The 19,601-nt window shown below is 48.1% G+C and carries 17 protein-coding genes and 1 pseudogene; 2 read left to right on the top strand and 16 right to left on the bottom strand.

The window, feature by feature from the left end:
* Positions 1-6: 6 nt before the first annotated feature.
* From G9F75_RS05710 to G9F75_RS05650, 13 genes and pseudogenes are all read right to left on the bottom strand, one after another.
* Positions 7-531 (bottom strand): NADPH-dependent FMN reductase, encoded by a 525-nt coding sequence (locus G9F75_RS05710; RefSeq protein ID WP_167408966.1) that lies wholly within the window; start codon positions 529-531, stop codon positions 7-9.
* Positions 528-1,175: a response regulator gene (locus G9F75_RS05705; RefSeq protein ID WP_128496532.1), complete on the bottom strand. Its 648-nt coding sequence runs from the start codon at positions 1,173-1,175 to the stop codon at positions 528-530. Before G9F75_RS05705 ends, G9F75_RS05710 begins: the two co-directional genes overlap by 4 nt.
* A pseudogene (locus G9F75_RS05700) lies at positions 1,175-2,301 on the bottom strand (GAF domain-containing sensor histidine kinase). The gene G9F75_RS05705 and the pseudogene G9F75_RS05700 overlap by 1 nt, the downstream one beginning before the upstream one ends.
* A gap of 145 nt (positions 2,302-2,446) precedes the next feature.
* Positions 2,447-4,189: a phospho-sugar mutase gene (locus G9F75_RS05695; RefSeq protein ID WP_021494906.1), complete on the bottom strand. Its 1,743-nt coding sequence runs from the start codon at positions 4,187-4,189 to the stop codon at positions 2,447-2,449.
* Between the two features lie 139 nt (positions 4,190-4,328).
* Positions 4,329-5,996, bottom strand: a complete 1,668-nt coding sequence (gene glpD, locus G9F75_RS05690) for a glycerol-3-phosphate dehydrogenase (RefSeq protein WP_003155341.1) — start codon at positions 5,994-5,996, stop codon at positions 4,329-4,331.
* A gap of 138 nt (positions 5,997-6,134) precedes the next feature.
* Positions 6,135-7,625: a glycerol kinase GlpK gene (glpK, locus tag G9F75_RS05685; protein WP_007610291.1), complete on the bottom strand. Its 1,491-nt coding sequence runs from the start codon at positions 7,623-7,625 to the stop codon at positions 6,135-6,137.
* A gap of 16 nt (positions 7,626-7,641) precedes the next feature.
* Positions 7,642-8,469 (bottom strand): MIP/aquaporin family protein, encoded by an 828-nt coding sequence (locus G9F75_RS05680; RefSeq protein WP_021494903.1) that lies wholly within the window; start codon positions 8,467-8,469, stop codon positions 7,642-7,644.
* A 172-nt stretch (positions 8,470-8,641) separates the two neighbouring features.
* On the bottom strand, positions 8,642-9,217 hold the full coding sequence (locus G9F75_RS05675) for a glycerol-3-phosphate responsive antiterminator (protein WP_007610287.1): 576 nt from the start codon (positions 9,215-9,217) through the stop codon (positions 8,642-8,644).
* Between the two features lie 16 nt (positions 9,218-9,233).
* On the bottom strand, positions 9,234-10,586 hold the full coding sequence (locus G9F75_RS05670; RefSeq protein WP_167408965.1) for an aspartate aminotransferase family protein: 1,353 nt from the start codon (positions 10,584-10,586) through the stop codon (positions 9,234-9,236).
* Positions 10,587-10,828: 242 nt separating this feature from the next.
* The gene (locus G9F75_RS05665) at positions 10,829-12,367 is read right to left on the bottom strand and encodes a bifunctional GNAT family N-acetyltransferase/carbon-nitrogen hydrolase family protein (RefSeq protein ID WP_007408451.1); all 1,539 of its coding nucleotides are present in this window, start codon (positions 12,365-12,367) and stop codon (positions 10,829-10,831) included.
* Positions 12,360-13,049 (bottom strand): HAD family hydrolase, encoded by a 690-nt coding sequence (locus tag G9F75_RS05660; RefSeq protein WP_003155347.1) that lies wholly within the window; start codon positions 13,047-13,049, stop codon positions 12,360-12,362. The genes G9F75_RS05665 and G9F75_RS05660 overlap by 8 nt, the downstream gene beginning before the upstream one ends.
* 128 nt (positions 13,050-13,177) lie before the next feature.
* Complete coding sequence (locus G9F75_RS05655; RefSeq protein WP_007408449.1) at positions 13,178-13,600, bottom strand: CBS domain-containing protein; 423 nt, start codon at positions 13,598-13,600, stop codon at positions 13,178-13,180.
* Positions 13,601-13,730: 130 nt separating this feature from the next.
* Positions 13,731-14,126 (bottom strand): DUF5365 family protein, encoded by a 396-nt coding sequence (locus G9F75_RS05650; RefSeq protein ID WP_007408448.1) that lies wholly within the window; start codon positions 14,124-14,126, stop codon positions 13,731-13,733.
* 109 nt (positions 14,127-14,235) lie between these two features.
* Between G9F75_RS05650 and G9F75_RS05645 the strand changes: the two genes are divergently transcribed.
* Positions 14,236-15,144 (top strand): RluA family pseudouridine synthase, encoded by a 909-nt coding sequence (locus G9F75_RS05645; protein ID WP_014417281.1) that lies wholly within the window; start codon positions 14,236-14,238, stop codon positions 15,142-15,144.
* Here the strand turns inward: G9F75_RS05645 and G9F75_RS05640 are convergent.
* Together G9F75_RS05640 and G9F75_RS05635 are read right to left on the bottom strand one after the other, a co-directional pair.
* A complete protein-coding gene (locus tag G9F75_RS05640; RefSeq protein WP_167408964.1) occupies positions 15,141-15,737 on the bottom strand; it encodes a class D sortase in 597 nt (198 codons plus the stop codon). The two genes, G9F75_RS05645 and G9F75_RS05640, sit on opposite strands and share 4 nt — an antisense overlap.
* Entirely contained in the window at positions 15,734-17,788 is a 2,055-nt protein-coding gene (locus G9F75_RS05635) for a bifunctional metallophosphatase/5'-nucleotidase (RefSeq protein WP_167408963.1), read from the bottom strand. The genes G9F75_RS05640 and G9F75_RS05635 overlap by 4 nt, the downstream gene beginning before the upstream one ends.
* Positions 17,789-17,980: 192 nt before the next feature.
* Here G9F75_RS05635 and G9F75_RS05630 point away from each other — a divergent pair, with 192 nt between their 5' ends.
* The gene (locus G9F75_RS05630; RefSeq protein WP_007610275.1) at positions 17,981-18,646 is read left to right on the top strand and encodes a spore coat protein; all 666 of its coding nucleotides are present in this window, start codon (positions 17,981-17,983) and stop codon (positions 18,644-18,646) included.
* Here the strand turns inward: G9F75_RS05630 and G9F75_RS05625 are convergent, their stop codons facing one another.
* Entirely contained in the window at positions 18,647-19,549 is a 903-nt protein-coding gene (locus G9F75_RS05625) for a hypothetical protein (protein ID WP_025649518.1), read from the bottom strand.
* Between the last annotated feature and the right edge of the window lie 52 nt (positions 19,550-19,601).

The following is a 19,601-nucleotide window of genomic DNA, read 5'->3' as shown; positions in this document are numbered from 1 at the left end:
CCGGCGTCAGACGCCGGGATTTCTTGTGTTTGTGAACATATTCAATTCTTCAATCATGTCTTTCAGGCTGACCGCCATATCCTCAGATACGGTCCGGCGATCCATGTCGATGTGAATCGGGTCTAAGACCAGCTGTTTCGGGATGACATTTGCATAGACGCCCCGCATGACCGTCCGCATATTCGCCAGCGCGTTCATGCCTCCTTTTCCTCCGCCCGCCGCGGCAATGATTGCCACCGGTTTGTATGCCCAGTGATCGCTGCTTAAAAAATCGATGGCGTTTTTTAAAGCGCCGCTCATGCCGCTGTGATACTCGGGAGATAATAAGACGACGGCCGCCGACTTTTTCACCTGCCGCCTTAACGCTTGCACTGAAGGCAGCTCGTTCTGTTCTTCTTCACCGTTATAAAGCGGCAGTTCACTTTCGCTCAAATCAATAAAATCGGTATGAAACCGATCTCTGATATAAGAAGCGGCAATTCTAGTCCGCCCGTTTTTTCTCGGTGTTCCGCTGATCACTAATATGCTCATAATTTTACCGCCTTTCCAAAAACATTATATTTTACCGCATACAATGCCGCCTGCGTCCGATCGGAAAGATTCAGCTTTGACAGCAGGTTGGATACGTGGGTCTTCACTGTTTTTTCAGAAATACACAGTGCCGCCGCAATTTCCTTATTGCTTTTCCCTTTGGCTATTTCTTGAAGAACATCTTTTTCACGGGGGGTCAGCTGATAATATTTTTCCTTATCCTGATCATCCTGAACCATATGGGTCAGCACGTGAGGCACAATATCCGCCGACAGCCGGTAACGTCCGGAATACACTTCCCGGAGCGTTTTCACTAAGTCATCGGGCTGAGCGTCTTTCAGCTGATATGCTTTTGCGCCGGCTTTAAGAGCGGGAATGACATGCTCCTGATCAGAATAGCTCGTCAAAACGACGATACTGATGTCCGGAAATCGTTCAGCCGCAATTTTTGCCGCTTCTATGCCGTCCATATCAGGCATTGATAAATCCATCAGAATGATGTCCGGCTCCGTCTTTTCAGCTTGCTGAAGCGCTTCAGCACCGGTGGATGCCTCACCGGCAACTTCAATGTCTTCCTGAGTGGCAAAGAAATAGCGCAGTCCTTTGCGGACAACGTGATGATCATCAGCAATCACAATTTTCATCAATCAGACCTCCTATCCCGAAACGGAAGCCGAACGGAGACAATCGTTCCGGCGCCAAGCTCGGATTGCAGTGTAAAGCGGCCTCCGATCGCTTCAGCCCGCGGGCCACGCCGAGCGATGGGAGCACAGCGTGCGCATCAGCGCTGAAGCCCGCTCCACGGTCGCTGATGTGAAGCTCAGCGCAATCCGGCTTTTTAACGGCAGAAATGATAACCCGGTCCGTTCCCGCATGCTTTTTACAGTTATTCAAGGCTTCCTGGGCGATCCGCCAAAGCGCGTGTTCCTGTTCATCTGTAAGCTCCAGCTCATCCTCCATTTCACAAACGGCTTCCAGGCCGATGAGAGCGGCATAGCTTTTGATCGACGCATACAGCCCTTTCGTCAAACTTTCCGGCTTCAGCTGCCAAATAAGCGCCCTCATTTCTGTTAGCGCATCCTGAGACAGCTCTTGAATAAACGTAATCATCTGCCGGAGCCGATCATCATCTGTAAAGCTCTTTGCGGCTTTTGCCGTTAAGCTGACAGAAAACAGCATCTGATTGACGGAATCATGCAGCTCTTGCGCAAGTCTGCTTCGTTCCATCAACAGGGCGTTCTGCTGCTCAAATTCGGCCAATTTCATCCGCTGAATCGCCGTTCCGATTTGAAATGCAACCGCTTCAAGCAGATGCAGTTCTTCTTCGTTGAAAAATGTCTTTTCACTTGCGGCGACGTTTAATAAACCGAACTTCCGGCCGCCGTCCTCAAGCGGTACGGTCGCATGATGGGTAATGCCCTCCGTATCGCGGCAGTTCGTCGTCTGTTCCGCAAATTCAATCCGTTTACAATTCATTATGTTTACGGCTTTTGTCAATCCGCCATTGCTGAATTTGGTCAGACAATAGCATTCCCCGCTGCACATGAGTGCATTTTCCCGCTGACCGAGAGCCGGCGGTAAATAAGCGGATGCGGCGAGCGTATAAGACCCGTCCGGCTCAATCAGAAAAATCCACCCTGTCTGCAGCCCGGTCAAGCTGAGCAGTTCGCGGAGCACTTTATCAAGCGCTTCCTTTAAATCGTGGCTTTGGTTTAAGGTTTCCGCAATCGCTTTTAACGTTTTTAACGTTTCTACCGTCGTTTTCGTCAATTTCCCTCACTCCGGCCAATCAGAATTATCCATATTATATCAATTCTTTTCTGTATATTCCTTTGTTTTCAGCATGAATTTTCCTCATACTTTCGGATGAGGCGTATAAAAAAACCGCCGGATGTCGCTTCCGGCGGTTTGTTGTTTATTTCGTTTTTTCCACTATGCCATCCACCGTTTTCATGACGGCTTCAGATAATGCGGCAAGACGCTGTTCGCTGTCTTGTAAAGAAGTTCCCTTCACGGCGAAATAGAACTTCACTTTCGGCTCCGTTCCTGATGGACGAAGGCAGAACCAAGAGCCGTCTTCAAGGAAATATTTCAGGACATTTGACTTCGGAAGATCAATATCTTCTTCACGATGATCGGCAAATACAGTCCGTTTTCCCGTTGAATAGTCCTCAGCCTGTGTGATTTGTTTTCCGGCCATCTGCTTCGGCGGATCGTTTCGGAAGGAAGTCAGGATAGCGGAAATCTGCTCTGCTCCCTGTTTTCCTTTTAACGTCAATGACTTCAAGCCTTCACGATAATAACCGTATTCTTTAAAAATGGACAGCAGCGCGTCATAAAGCGACATGCCCTGCTTTTTATAAAAGGCGCATACCTCGACGGCTAACAGCGCAGCCTGGATCGCGTCTTTGTCACGCGCGAAATCGCCGATTAAGTAGCCGTAGCTTTCTTCATACCCGAACTGGAACGTGTATTGGCCTGTTTTTTCATATTCTTTGATCTTTTCACCGATAAATTTGAAGCCTGTCAGCGTGTCAATCGTATCTAACCCGAACGATGAAGCGACGGCGCGGCCCAATTCGCTCGTGACAATCGTTTTCATGACGACACCGTTTTCAGGAAGGGTGCCCTGTTTTTTCTTCTCGGAAAGCAGGTAATGCAATAAAAGCGCGCCTGTCTGGTTTCCCGTCAGCACTGTGTACTTGCCTTCGCTGTTTTTTACGGCAATGCCGAGACGGTCGGCATCCGGGTCCGTAGCGACGAGAATATCGGCATTTTGTTCTTCTCCGAGTTTAATGGCATATTCGAATGCCGCGTGCTCTTCCGGATTCGGCGATTTGACGGTTGAAAAATCCGGGTCCGGCAGCTCTTGCTCCTTTACGACGGTGACGTTTTTGTAACCGAGTGCTTCAAGACCGCGGCGCACCGGTTTATTTGCCGTGCCGTGCAGCGGAGTGAACACGACGCTGACATCCACTTCATCCGAAAGCTCGGGATGTACGGAGATGGAAGTCAGTTTTTCAGTATACGGTTTATCAATTTCTTCACCGATTATTTTAATCAAACCTTTTTCTTTCAGCGACTGTTCATCTTCAACTTGAATCGTTAATTCATTTTCTATGGCATTCACTTCCGCAATGACGATGTCCGCTTCTTTCGGCGGCAGCTGTGCGCCGTCATCGCCATACACTTTATATCCGTTATATTCAGGCGGGTTATGGCTGGCCGTCACGACGATACCGGCATAAGCGTTCAGCTTTCTCACCGCAAAAGACAGCTCAGGCGTCGGGCGGAGCTCATCAAATACGTATGTTTGAATGCCTTGGGAAGCAAGGGTTTTTGCAGCTTCCATCGCAAACTCAGGAGATTTATGACGGGAGTCGTATGCGATCGCAACCCCTCTTTTTTTCGCGTCTTCTCCCTGTTTTTCGATATACGCCGCAAGTCCGGCGGATGCTTTGCGGACCGTGTAAATATTCATCCTGTTCGTACCCGGCCCGATTTCTCCTCTCATGCCTCCTGTTCCGAACTCAAGATTTTTGTAGAAAAAATCTTCCAGCAGCTGCTCGTTTCCTTCTGCGTCCGCCAATAATTTTTTCAATTCTGAATCTAATTGTTCGGCCTGATTCCAGCGTTCGTAGCTCTTACTCCAACTCATGTTCGTCCTCCTATAATTTCAGCTTATGACCATATTTTAATATGAATCGGCTGCCCGTGTCACTTGATAACCTAACCAAATGCTTTATGTAAGAAGATAAAAGAAGGGCTCATGCCTTTTCGGCACAGCCCTCCGGTTATTATTGTTCGAGCGGAACAACCGCGTCGTGCAGCAGCGTATTTAACCACTCAGTGTGTTTTTCTTTCGTTTCGTCATTCCATTGGAATCGGTCGCTCATGTAATCAATCACGGCCGTTTTATACGTTTGCACCCATTTGATGTCGAAGAACAGTCTTCCCGTTCTGCGGACGAAGAAATCGGCAGGTGTCGCAGCCATTTCTTCTTCGATGCTGTAAGCCGCTTCAGCCAGAATGTGAACCGGAATCTGGCGTTTTTCCGCTTCGTCTTTCAGACCTTCAATCCGGCTGAATACATTTTCAACGTTAGAGCCGTATCTGATGGCTAACTGCTTAGCGGTTTCCTGTGATAAACCGATTTTCAAGCCGTCTTTTGTCTTTGCTTCCACAAATGACTCGAAGTTTTTAGAGCCGCCGACATGTCCGCCGGAAATCGGCATCGTCTTCGTCTTGCAGCCGCCGAAGTCCTGGCCGCCCTCTTCTTTCAAGCGGTCGCGGACAAGATCGACAATGTGCTCAGCCATTTTACGGTAGCCCGTCAGTTTTCCTCCGGCGATCGTAATCAGGCCTGATTGAGATGTCCAGATTTCATCTTTACGGGAGATCTCAGACGGGTCTTTCCCTTCTTCGTGAATAAGCGGTCTGAGGCCGGCCCAGCTTGATTCAATATCGTCCGCCGTAATGTTCAGTTCCGGGAACATATAATTGATGGAGCTGACGACATAATCGCGATCCTGCACCGTCATGCGCGGATGCTCAAGTTTTTGTTTGTAAACCGTATCGGTCGTACCCACGTATGTTTTTCCTTCACGCGGAATGGCGAACACCATCCGGCCGTCCGGCGTATCAAAGTACACCGCCTGTTTAAGCGGGAATACGGATTGGTCGAATACGAGATGGACCCCTTTTGTGTGCTGAAGATGTTTTCCGCTTTTACTGTGGTCTTTTTCTCTCAGCTCGTCGACCCACGGACCTGTCGCATTGACGATTTTTTTGGCGTAAACTTTGTATTCCTTGCCTGACAGCAGATCCTCAATTAAAACGCCGACAACTTTTCCTTTTTCATAAAGCAGTTCTTTCACTTTAGAATAGTTGACAGGCTCCGCACCGAATTTAACGGCTTCTTTCATGACTTCAATCGTCAGTCTCGCATCGTCCGTCCGGTACTCTACATAATAGCCTCCGCCTTTTAAGCCGTCTTTTTTGACGAGCGGCTCTTTTTGCAGCGTTTCTTTAGCAGACAGCATGCTTCTGCGCTCTGATTTTTTTACTCCCGCTAAATAGTCATACACACGCAGGCCGATGGAAGTAGAGAATGAACCGAACGTGCCGCCTTTATGAAACGGCAGCAGCATCCATTCCGGCGTCGTGACGTGCGGGCCGTTTTCGTACACGATGGCACGTTCCTTACCGACTTCTGCAACCATTTTGACTTCAAATTGCTTCAGATAACGCAAACCGCCGTGGACAAGCTTTGTGGATCGGCTTGATGTGCCGGCCGCGAAATCCTGCATTTCGCTCAAAGCGACTTTCATTCCCCTTGAAGCTGCGTCAAGCGCCGTACCGGCACCCGTAATACCTCCGCCTATAATAAACAGATCGTATGTTTTTTTAGTCATGTCTTCCAGCATATGATCCCGTTCCAAACTTGAAAATTGGTGATTCATCATTACGTTTCCTCCTTGTTGTCACGGTATAGAAAAAGAGACCACAACAGCCAAAGCGCATGTCATCACTTTGGTGCTGTGGTCTCTCCTCATCTCAGGACCGTTCCTATTAACTTGTTTTCAGTATACCACATTTTTATCTTATTTAAAAGCCATAGCTGCATTTACTGCTTTTTTCCATCCGCCGTACAATTCATCGCGTTTTTCATCTTCCATTTCCGGTTTGAATTGCTTATCAAGGTTCCACTGATCGGCGATTTCAGTGCTGTCCTTCCAGTATCCGACAGCGATTCCGGCCAAATACGCGGCACCGAGCGCCGTCGTTTCATTAATTTCCGGACGTTCGACCGGCACATCAAGCAAGTCGCTTTGGAACTGCATGAGGAAGTTATTTTTTACCGCTCCGCCGTCTACACGCAATGTTTTTAAAGAGATGCCTGAATCAGCCTCCATAGCATCAAGCACATCTTTCGCCTGATAAGCGAGAGATTCAAGCGTGGCCCGGATAAAATGCTCCTTCGTCGTTCCGCGTGTCAGGCCGAAAACTGAGCCGCGCACGTCACTGTCCCAGTACGGTGTGCCTAATCCGACGAAAGCGGGCACGACATAAACACCGTCAGCGGAATCCACACGCTCTGCGTATGTCTCGCTTTCTTTTGAATCCTGGAACATCCGCATGCCGTCTCTCAGCCATTGGATGGCAGAACCTGCGACAAAGATGCTTCCTTCCAGTGCATACTCGACTTTTCCGTCTAATCCCCAGGCAATTGTCGTCAGAAGGCCGTGATCAGAAGTGATGGCTTTTTCTCCGGTATTCATCAGCATAAAGCAGCCTGTGCCGTATGTGTTTTTCCCCATGCCTTCTTCAAAGCACGCCTGGCCGAACAGCGCTGACTGCTGGTCTCCGGCCGCTCCCGCAATCGGAATGTTTTTACCGAAGAAATGATAATCAACCGTTTTCGCGTACACATGAGAAGACGGTTTCACTTCCGGCAGCATTGATTTCGGCACGCCTAAAATATCAAGCAGCTCGTCATCCCATTTTAATTCATGAATATTAAACATCAGCGTTCTTGAAGCGTTGGAATAATCCGTTACGTGCGCCGCCCCTCCGGACATTTTCCAGATGAGCCATGAATCAATCGTTCCGAACAGAAGATTTCCGTTTTCCGCTTTTTCCCGCGCGCCTTCTACATTGTCAAGAATCCATTTGACTTTCGTTCCTGAGAAATAAGGGTCGATCAAAAGTCCCGTTTTTTCTCTGAATGTATCATTATATCCTTTTTCACGAAGCTCTTCGCAAATGCCGGATGTTTGTCTCGATTGCCACACAATCGCATTGTATACCGGCTTTCCGGTATCTTTATCCCATACGACCGTCGTTTCCCTTTGGTTCGTGATGCCGATGCCGGCAATTTGATCAGCGCTGATTCCGGACTCGGAGATCACAGTCGCGATAACGGCGAGCACCGATCCCCAGATTTCGTTCGCATTGTGCTCCACCCAGCCCGGCTGAGGGAAATGCTGTGTGAATTCCTTTTGAGCGGAATGCACGATTTTTCCTTCTTTATTAAAAAGAATCGCTCTTGAACTTGTTGTGCCTTGGTCAATTGATAAAATATAGGTCTCCATGATGCCGCTCTCCTTTTTAAATATATTCAGAATTTGATAATATTTTCCGTGATTGAGATTTCTTGGTATAAATATAGAGTATGAAAAGCACTACAACCATTATAACGCTTACAAACCAAAAGCTAGGTGTCACATTTCCTTTAAACGCGGCATTGTAAAATACGCCGCCGAACGCACCGCCCATGATCGGACCGACTACGGGAATCCAGGCATATTTCCAATTTGACGGCCCTTTTTTCGGAATCGGCAGAAAGGCGTGAGCGATTCTCGGCCCCAAATCCCGCGCAGGGTTGATCGCATATCCGGTCGTCCCTCCAAGAGAAATCCCGATGGCAACGATGAGGAATCCGACAATCAGCGGGTTCAGCCCTTTTGTAAATTCATTCGCTCCGATTGCCAAAATGCCGAGCACAAGCACAAACGTACCAATGACTTCACTTATCATATTCCCAAATGTATGAGGAATACTCGGGCCGGTCGAGAAAACGCCCAGTTTAGCGGCCGGATCATCCGTCGCCTTCCAATGCGGCAGATAATGAAGGTACACAACAACCGCACCGATCATTGCTCCGATCATCTGCCCCGCAATATAAACAGGGACCTCTTTCCAAGGAAAGCTGCCTTCAAGCGCAAGGCCTATCGTTAAAGCCGGATTCAAGTGGGCGCCGCTGATACTGCCGACGGCATATGCCGCCATGGCTACTCCCAATCCCCAGCCGAATACAATAACAATCCATCCGGATTGGTATGAAAGCGATTTCTTTAAATTGACTCCCGCACAAACGCCGCCGCCGAAAATAACAAGCAGCATTGTACCGATTACTTCTCCCCAAAATGCTGTCATCATCATTCCTCCTAAATGACAAAATAGCAGGTTTGACAGAGTTATAGAGAATAAAAAACCCACAACAAACCGCTTTACGCTTTATTGCTTCCGTAAAGAGCTGTTGTGGGTCTCCGGGTCTCCATCACATAGTATTAACCTAGGTCTATTGTAACAATGGGTGTAAGCGGTGTCAATCTTTTTTTGTCATAGAATGTTCATATTTAGCCCATAGTTCGGTGTCTGAAGTCGTCACGGCTGTGGCTCCTGCCTGCAAGGCGTTTTCAACGTCCTGCTCCGTGCGGATGAAGCCGCCGGCAAAAATCGGAATCCCCGTCATTTCTTTAATTTCTCTGATTAAAGTCGGAACGATGCCCGGGAGAACCTCGATAAAGTCAGGCTTATGCTTTCCGACGAATTCCATGCTTTTCTCCATGGCGCTCGTATCCAAGAGAAACAGACGCTGGATCGCGTATATTTTCTTTTGTTTCGCTTTGACGATGACTGATGATCTCGTCGAAATGATGCCCGCGGGCCGGATATCCTGACAAATAAACTCCGCACCGTATTCGTCATGCTTAATGCCGTGAATTAAATCGACGTGAACCATCAGAAGTTTTCCGTGTTTTTTTGCTTCATTCACGACACCTTTTAATTGACCGAGGTGGATATCTAAAATGACGCCGTATAAGAACGGACTTTCTAAAAATGCATCGAATTGCTTCATGTTCCGGATTGCCGGTAGAATCTGCTGGTTGTGAAAACTCATGTTTTACTCCTTTACATTAAAAATCAATGCTCAGCACGCTTTCCTTGACGGTCGAAATGATGAAAGAGAGCTCCTCGTCCGACAGGCAAAAAGGCGGAGACAGCTGAATGACATTATTATATCCCGCTACAGTATCGCCATTTTTCCCGACAAGCAGGCCTTTTTCTCTGCAGGCGGTGATGACGTGCTGCACAAGGGCGGCATCAGCGGGTTCCTTCGTGACTTTGTCCTTGACGAGCTCAATGCCGGCAAGAAGGCCCTTGCCCCGTACATCTCCGACCGCCGGATGTTCTCTGAGCGGCTCAAGCTCACGGAGCAGCCTTTCTCCAAGCTCACGGGAGCGGGCGATCAGATTTTCGTCCTCCATCAATTGCAGGTTTTTCAAGGCCAGGGCGCAGGCTGCCGGATTGCCTCCGAATGTATTCACGTGCCGGAAGCGGCCGTACGGCTCACCGCCCGAATACGCCTCAAAAATCTCCCGTTTTACTGCCGTTGCCGACAGCGGCAGGTAAGCGCTCGTAATGCCTTTTGCCATTGTGACGATGTCCGGTGAAACGCCGTAATGCTGAAATCCGAACGGCTCTCCCGTGCGGTCGAAACCGCAAATGACTTCATCACTGATCAGAAGCGCGCCGTGGCGGCGGCAAATGTCCTCTACCTTTGCCATATACCCGTCCGGAGGCATCAGTATCCCTCCCCCTGTAATAATCGGTTCCATAATAACGCCGGCAATCGTTTCGCTTAACTCCCACGTCATGATCCGGTCGATTTCATGCGCGCTTTCCAATGTGACGGCATCTCCGGGATTCCGATAAAGATCAGGCGGCGCCGCATGCAAAAACCCTTGTGAGAGCGGCTCATATTTATATTTTCTCTGCGCCTGGCCGGTAGCGGCGAGCGCCCCCATCGTATTGCCGTGATAGCCTCTGTACCGGGAGATGAATTTGAAGCGGCTGTGATCGCCGTTTTCAATGTGGTATTGGCGGGCAATTTTGAACGCGGTTTCATTTGCTTCCGATCCGCTGTTGGAAAAGAAGATCACATAATCGCCGCCGAGCCATTCATTCAGTTTTTCCGCAAGCTCAATCGCGGGTTGATGGCTTTGGGTCAGCGGATAATAAGGAAGCTCCTTCAATTGGCTGTAAGCCGCATCGGCAAGCTCCTTTCTCCCGTATCCGATATTGACGCACCACAGGCCTGACATGCCGTCCAAATACCGTCTGCCGTCAATGTCCGTAACCCAGGCGCCTTCCCCTTTTTGGACGATTATGCTGTCATCCGGCTCCGCCCCTTTCATTGCGTGCCAAATCAGCTCTTTATCCTTTTGTTTGAGTGACTGATTTTTTTGTACATGTTCCACACCGCTCATCTCCCTTTCAATATCATTGCACTGTATCGAAAGCTGCCCGGCTTCTGACGCCGATTCTCTTGGTGAAGTTTTCCTCTTAATAAGAATATAAAGGCGCGGCATGGGCGAGTCAATAAAGCGGCGGCAATTAAAAAAACGCTTTCTCCCAGAAAGCGAAAGGGCTACAAGAGCATATCCCGAAACCGGGGCCGGCGCAAGTGTTTTTATAAAAAACCCGCCCCTTAAGCGGAGCGGGCGTTTTTTTATTTCAGGTGCGTAATCCGGTAAATATCTTTGCGCCGGTCTTTCAGCTGGCGCACGGTTCCGTTTTCACGCTGCCTTCTTAAGATTTCAAGGTCCACGTCCCCGATCACGACCATTTCGATATTCGGATTCGTTTCACCGACGATTCCGTCTCTGGCGAATTCAAAATCAGACGGAGCAAAAATGGCTGACTGCGCGTATTGAATATCCATATTTTCTGTTTGCGGAAGGTTTCCGACCGTACCTGAGATGACGGTGTAAATTTGGTTTTCAACCGCTCTCGCCTGAGAGCAGTATCTTACGCGCAAGTAGCCTTGGCGGTCTTCAGTGCAGAACGGCGTAAAGATAATTTTCGCTCCTTGATCCGCGGCAATTCTCGCAAGCTCCGGAAATTCGATATCGTAACAGATCTGAATGGCGATCTTTCCGCAGTCCGTATCAAATACGCGCACCCTGTCTCCGGCGCTGATGCCCCACCATTTCCGCTCATTCGGCGTAATGTGAAGCTTATATTGTTTTTCAATCGTGCCGTCACGTCTGAATAAGTAGGCGATGTTATAAATTTTCCCCTCTTCTTCAACGAAGTGGGAGCCGCCGATGATGTTGACATTATATTTCACCGCGAGATCTGTAAAGAGGCTGATATAGTCCTCGGTATATTCGGTAATCCTCTGAATGGCCAGACTCGGAGAACGCTCCTCGAGAAATGACATGAGCTGCGTCGTGAAAATCTCCGGGAACACCGCGAAATCAGATCTCGCATCGGAAGCCACATCGACATAATATTCAACCTGATTGGCAAATTCCTCGAAGGAGTAAATCTTTTTCATTTCATATTGAATGACGCAAATGCGCACCGGAAATGCCGATTTGTAATAGCGCTTCGACTGCGGCAAGTAATCGACATTGTTCCATTGCATTAATGTCGCATATTTAATGGACGCGGTGTCATCCGGGAGATAATTCGGATTGATCCGCATGAGCGTAAATCCGTTCATCAGCTGGAAAGAAAGCACCGGATCATAAATCTGATGGCGCGTCACCTGTTCGACATAGGCTCTCGCCGTCATTTCTTCCGCATACTTATGATAATTCGGAATCCGCCCGCCGATAATGATGCTTTTCAGATTCAATCGTCTCGCCAAGTCTTTTCTCGCCTCATACAGCCGGTGTCCGATCTTCATCCGTCTGTATTCCGGGTGAACCATTACCTCAATCCCGTACAGATTCAATCCGTCCGGGTTGTGGTTCGTGATATAACCGTCGTCTGTAATGTCCTGCCACGTGTGGCGGTCATCATATTCATCGAAATTTATGATCAGGCTTGAGCATGAACCGATAATTTCTCCTTCATACTCGGCGCAAAACTGACCTTCCGGAAAGTGCGCGAGATGGCTGATTAAATGCTCAGGCTCCCACGGCTCCATCCCTGGAAAACAATCCTTTTGCAGCTCAATTATTTTGTTGATATCTTTCTCTTCCATATTCCGTATGACCATTTTCTTTTCAAAACGGGTCAGATCAAGTTTCTCAGACAATGCTGCTTCCCCCTGCCGGTTCGTTTTGATCGTTCAATCGCTGTAAGAGTAATTCAAGTTCCATTTCCGCCATCGATTCCAGTCTGTGATCGTATTCTTCAAATAACAGGGCGCTTGTTACCTTATTCGGGACGATGACACATTTCATTCCGGCACGTTTGGCTGCGATTGAGCCGTTGACCGAATCCTCAAAGGCCAGACATTCAGATGGTTCAACGCCTAAATGTTCCGCAGCTTTCAGATAGAGCTCCGGATTCGGCTTCACTTCTTCTACGTCGTCAGCCGTCTGAATCACTTCAAATTCATCAAACAGGCCTAATTCCTTCAGATGGCCCGATACCCATTTAAAATCTGAGCTGGACGCGAGCCCCACTTTCAATCCTAATTCTTTTGCCGCGGCTAAATAAGCCTCCACCCCGGGACGCGCCGTTTCCGTCTTCATCCGCTGTTCGAAGCGCCCGCGCCTGATCGCCGTCAGTTCATCATGATCGAGCTTTCTTCCCAGCTGCTCCTCTAAATATGCGAACGGCTTAAACCCCGCGGCCGTTCCGATCACCTTTCCCCAGACGGATAAAGGCAATGTTGAACCGTGTTCTTCAAACATTTCCTGCAGCACTTCATATTCATGGGTTTCTGTATCTAAAATTAACCCGTCAAAATCAAAGATTAATGCTTTTATCAATGGTTACAGCTCCTTTAGCTAAAACGTACTGACCTATGTATACACTATACCGTGAATTTCTTTCGCGTTCAAAATGTAACATTCTGACGGAAAGAAGAGCCTGCATGAGTGCAAGCTCTCTTCATCCGTTACTGTGTGTTTTGACTGGAAATATTGGAAAGAGCTGCTCCCGCAGACTCATTTGAACGCTGATCGACCGCTAAGTCTCCAAGCGCAACGATCCCGACCAGATGATTTTGATCGACAATGGGAAGGCGGCGGATTTGGTGTTGGGCCATCAGATGTGACGCCTCTTCAAGACTCATTTCCGGGTTTCCGGATACAACTGCAGAAGACATCACGTGTGAAACAGGTGTTTGGCCGTCGCGGCCTTGAGCCGTTGTTCTCAATGCGATATCACGGTCTGTCAGCATTCCTTTTAATTCCCCTCCGTCAACGACGGGAATTGCTCCGACATTATGCTGGTGCATCAGCGCAGCCGCTTCCTGAATCGTTTGATTGGGAGAAACGGTAGCCACGTGGGTAGTCATTGATTGTTTGATTGAACTCATTGTAAAGCACCCCTTTCGACATTTATTATGCTCGGGGATTTGTCTCATTATAAAGGGAGTTAGAGGAAAGAAATTGTGGTATCATGTCAAAGAAGCAAAAAAGAGCCTGTTAAAAGGCTCTTTATACCCGTCAGATCAGCCTTCTGTGACCGCAGGCTTCTGATCCGGCCCCTGTCTCGAAATCATCATAGGTAAAGGGAAAATTCATTCCGCATTCATTCAGCAAAGCGCAATTTTTATCAAACAGCGCCCGCTCTTTGACGTCATATACCGGGTGCGGCTTTGACAGCATGATATGTACCGTTTGCAGACAAGCCATAATTTGAAACGCTTCTTTTAAAGTTCCTTGGTAACGTTGGTTTTGTAATGATAATACGCCCCTTTTTTTAAAGCGCTGAATTTCCAGTTCGGAGAAATAAAGAGGAAAGACATTTTGAAACAATTCAGAGGAAAGCTCTTGTATCGCGCTTTCTTGTCCGTCAGTCGCTGCGTTCACAATTCTCACATCAATCACCTTTCTTGCCATGTGAATATCCTTAATCTTTATCAAGAATAGCATAGAAAAAAACGCGAAAGCTAAGGTAAGTGTTTCCTATTGAAACAGCCGCTTTCCGCTTGAAAAGGAGCTTTATGATATGAAACAAAATGACCGCGGTCTGGAACTCCTGATTACGGAAAAGCACGCCGGACAATGGCTGTTTTCAGTCCTGAAATCTGAATTCCAGGCGTCAAAACCCGTAATTACGGAATGGATGAACCAAGAAAGCATTCAGGTGAATCGGACATCCCCGAAAAACAATATCATACTGAAGACCGGAGATCGCTTATTCATTGATCTTCAGGAAAAAACGGGTTCTTCGGTGACTCCGGAATACGGAGAGCCGGACATTTTATTTGAGGACAATCATATGCTGATTGCAAATAAGCCGGCGGGAATGCCGACTCATCCAAATGAAGAGGGTCAGACCGGCACCCTCAGCAACCTGATCGCTTACCATTTTCAAATTAACGGCGAGCAGGCGAAAGTGCGCCACGTTCACCGTCTTGACCGTGACACGTCAGGCGCGGTCGTTTTCGCGAAACACCGCCTGGCCCATGCAATCCTTGACCGTCAGCTCGAAACCAAAACATTAAAACGCACCTATATCGCCGCGGCGGAAGGAAAAATCACGCCGAAAAAAGGCACGGTTGACTCGCCGATCGGCCGCGACAGGTCACATTCCGTCAGACGGCGCGTCTCACCCGGCGGACAAGCCGCCGTCACCCATTACAAAGTGAAAGGCTATCATCCCGGTGCGCAGCTTACATTGGCAGAGCTTGAACTGGAGACCGGGAGAACACATCAAATCAGGGTGCATATGGCAAGCATCGGCCATCCGTTGGCGGGCGATGACCTGTACGGCGGAAGCAGGACGCTGTTTCACAGGCAGGCGCTTCACGCCAAAAAAGTCAGTGTCGTCCATCCGATCTCAGGAGAAGAAATCGTTGCCGAGGCGCCGATGCCGGCTGATCTGGCTCATTTTACCGAAACGTATTTTTCTTAAACCGGGTCGGCATATATAATATATCGTTTCGGCGCATTTCCAATGTAAGAAAACGGATAGCAAGTGGTCAGGATCAGTTCCTCCCGCTTGTGCTGAAGGGTGATGACAGATGTATCATTCCGGCTGACGATTTTTGTACGGCTGATTTTATAAGAAAACGTGCCGTAAGACAAAATCACGTTCAGTCTGTCTCCTTTTTTCAGTTCGCCGGTCCGGCGGAACACCGTGTCCCTGTGGCCGGATAACACAATTTGGCCGTGATCGCCCGGATAATAGCTGTCCTTATAATGTCCGACGCCTTTTGCTAAATCATCTGCGTCAGTCCCTTCGACGATCGGGAGCTCAGCGTCGATTTCAGGGATTTCTAAAATGCCGCTTGCCTCACCCGTTTCGGGGTGAAATTCTTTTTTGCGCTGTGCCAGCACGGCGCTTTTTGTTTCGTTCTTTTCCAAGACAGGTTCTGTTGCTTGTTTTGCTTCTTCAAGCGATTGGTTCGTTTTCATATGTGAATCAATGATCTTCCAGCTTCCGTAACATGTGATGATGATACCGGCGATGATGACGAGAAGCGGAATATGTTTCAGTTTGTTCATCGTGTGCGGATTCCCCTTTTCTTTCTGAAAAGCCAATATACGCCGGCACCCGTGATCACCAGGCCGGCCAATGCCGTCTGATGGCTGCCCGCTGAAGTATCAGGCAATGGGCGGCCTTTTTGTGTGCCGCTTTCAGTCTGTTTTGTGCTTTGTTCCGAATTTGCGGCAGACGCCGGACGGGATTCAGGAATTGACTGCACTGTATCAGATGCTGTTTCTTTTACGACAGGACGTTTAGGTTTTTTGGTTTGATCAGGCTGTTCTGCTGCATCCGGTTTTTTAGCGGGTTTTTCCGCTTGAGGTTTTTCTCCTTTATCAGGCCTGGTGCCGCCCGGTGTTTCCCCGCTTCCCGGCTGATTGCCGGTGTCATCAGGTGTTTTTGCGGCTGATGCCGTGCGGATGCGGCCATCGGTTTGATAAGAAATCGGTGCGGAAAAGCTTTTGACATAGTCTACTGTCGCTTCCAAATCCTCAGGCCCCGTCACCGGATTCTTGCCGAGTTTCCCGATCGGACCGTATTTTGCCCCCGCTGCCGTCGCCATAAATTGATTGACTGTTACTGTATATCCTTTTTCGGGCTGTATGTCTGTCCCGTCCGCCATTTTCAAATCAACCGCTTGTCCGGTTTCCGTGTTCCATGTATAGGAAAATCCGCTGATGCTGTAATCCGGACCGTACACCGGAGAAATTTGCGCATTAATAATCTCCCGCAAATCTTTTCCTTTGATTTCAAGCTTCGTCAGCACATTGCCGAACGGCTGTACATTATAAAGGTCTCCCCATGTGATCGGCCCTTTTTTTATGCCGTCCCGGATGCCTCCCCCATTCATAAGCGCAAAATCGGATTTCATCTTCGCTTTCATACCGTCGGCAATCAGATTTCCGAGCGCCGTGTCGCCGTCATTTGAATACCCGCCCGTTATATCATGGGCCGCTTCCCCGACCGTTTCGCTGATAATCGGTTTCACTTTCTCTTCATATTTGCTTAATATGCCTGCCGCAGCCAGGTCAGGCTTGATTTTACTTTGATCGATATATTGGATTTCCGCTGATTTTTTCACGATATCCTTCGACTCTTTATCAAGTTCAAGATCGGCGATTCCGATTGCTTTTCCGTATTCAAATGCCTGCACAATCAGCTTGCCGTTGATTTCTCCGTTTACGACTTTATGATTGTGCGCGGCGAAAATCACATCAATCTCTGAGTCTGTTCCGCTTGCAAGCTTTGCGGATTCTCCAGTGATTGCTGAGCCATTTTGTTCAGCAGACATATGGGCGAGTACGGCGATTGCTTTAATTCCTTTTTTCTTCAAGTCAGCGGCGGCGTCATTGACGGCCTTTACCTCATCCGTAAACGTAATATTTTTAATTCCGTCCGGGATGACCATGCCTGCCGCCGATCTGGTTACAACCCCGATAAATGCGACCGGAATTCCGGAAACGTATTTGATTTCATACGGCGGCAGAAAGGACTCCCCTGACTTCAGTTTACAGTTTGCGCAGACGAGCGGGAAATTTTGGCCGTCATAACCGCTTGTCCCCTTACCGTCCGGATGATCTCCTCCATTGATGATCCGTTTAAGCTCATCCGTTCCTTCATCGAATTCGTGATTGCCGACAGTTCCGACATCAAAACCGATGTCTTCCATCAATTCTACTGTCGGTTCATCCTGAAAAAGGGCTGACACGGGAGAGCTGCCCCCGATCATATCGCCCGCATGCACGACAAAGGCGTGTTCTTTCTCGGCTTTCGCCTTTTTAATGTACGCGGCGGCGTAGTCCATCCGCCCGAAAGTGCCATCCGGTTTACCGTCTCCGTTAAGGTCAAGCTCATATTGCTGATCAATTTTTCCGTGCAGATCATTCATGCTGATGATTCTGAGCGGGACACGGCCCGAGTCTTCAGTCTGCCGTTCTTTATACGCTTTATCCGTTCCAGCTTCATTCAGTGATCCGGCTTGTCCGATTGCTTCCGCATCTTTCACGCTGAACATCATAAAACAAACCGTCAGCAAACAGCACGAAAGACGCATACCCCTTTTTTTCTTCATTCATTTCCCCCCTGTCTTCTAAGAAATACGTTAGCTTATTTTCTTAAAAATCACATCATTTTTTTGTAAAGATTGTCTTCGCTGGCGCAAAATAGTAAATAATCCCCACGTAACGAAATAGGTCTTGATGTATAACGGATCGGCTTTTTTCACATCTTAATGATGATTTGACATGAAGGAGGAAAACAACCAGTGGAACAGCAGCAGAATCAGCAGCAGCCGCCAGTAAATCAGGGGATCCCGGGTTCACCGCAAGTGAATCACGGAGGACATGAGCTTTTCGATATGCATGAAGTGCTGGCCGGAACAGTCGGCGTTTTGGATCAATTTATGATGCTCAGACAGTTTATACAGGATCAGCAGCTGGCCGACATCCTTGACCGCCAGTATCAATTCATTCTCGGACTCTATAATCTGACGGCAGAATGCTTTAAGACCGGCCAAAAGCCTTCTCAGGAAACGTCGACATATATGATGAAGGAACAGAACCAGGCCGTCTACGGTATAAAACCGACTCAGCCGAAAAAACCGAATCAATCATTAAATGATGTCAAAGATCTCGGGATCAGCGGCCATATGCTCGGCCTGATAAAAGCTCAAGCTTCTCTCTTGACGATGAGCTCGCTTGAAATGACCAATCCCGTCACAAGAAGAGTGCTCTCCGCCCAAATTCAGCAATATGTCGAAATGGCGTTTGAAATCTTCTTATACCAAAACAAACACGGTTATTATCAGGTTCCTCAGCTCAATGCACAAGATATGCAGACCATGCTGAATTCATTTGCACCGGCCCAGGGACAGCCGCAAATGCCTCCGATTAAAGGACAAATGGGACAGCAGCAGCAAAACCTCCATTGATTAAAAAACGGCGTTGGAAACCTGACTCTCCAATGCCGTTTTCTTTTTTTCATATGCTTTTGTGAAATCATGTTCAAATCGTTTCAGGCTTTCTTTCGTAGCCGCTTCAAAGCCTTTTTCAAAATCCTGTGTTTCGGCGGTTTTGTTGATAATGGTTAAGATAATGCCTTCTCCGAATGTTTCGGTTAAGTCCTTTATCATATAGAAGCTTTGCAAATAGACATCCGTTTCATATTCCATACGCGATTTCTGCCATTTTCGGTCGGTCGTTAATTGATCAAACGGCACGACGGAAAATGCAATCGGATCAATGACTACATCATAATGCGCGACCCACTCGCTCAGCCCCTCATGAAACCAAAGCGGAAATACAGACGTATCCGTCCCCAATTGCCGCGTTTTTTGATGAAACGCGTAGTGTGTGTATTCATGTATAATCAATTGCTTATACATGAAAACGGCCAGCTCATCTTTTTTCAAAAGCTGTTTTTTCTCTTCAGGCAAAAGCCCCATCATCTGCTCCTGTTCTGAATAAAAACCGACTACATTTTTCAATCCTGAATATTGCTCCATTTCAGCTTCATCCGAAAAAAAAATGAGTTCAAGCGGCGCTGCACCTTTATAGCCGACAATGATTTGATTGATACGCTTTGCGTGGTCCAGCGTAAGCTTGGTCAGATCCAAGAGCGGCTTTTCATCCGCCGTATAGTAAATCGCTGTATGTTTGTAAATTTCTTTATTCATGTGTTCAGTCACTTGTTCCTTCGTCGGAACAGAGCGGCTGTTTTGGCCTGACAGGACGTACATCATACTTACTGAAACGGCTGAACTGACAGCCAATATGACAAGGACTCCGCACAGGATCAGAGTGAATGCCGCCCGTTTCCCCATGCCGTCACGCAAACAAGCTCCCCTCCCCGATCCTTCAATTTTCATCTCATTCTTTACTTTATGC

Origin of the sequence: Bacillus sp. EKM208B, assembly GCF_011800725.1 — a bacterium.
Classification (GTDB): domain Bacteria; phylum Bacillota; class Bacilli; order Bacillales; family Bacillaceae; genus Bacillus; species Bacillus velezensis.
The sequence above is the reverse complement of the archived record's forward strand: the minus strand, read 5'-3'. Positions and strand labels throughout refer to the sequence as shown.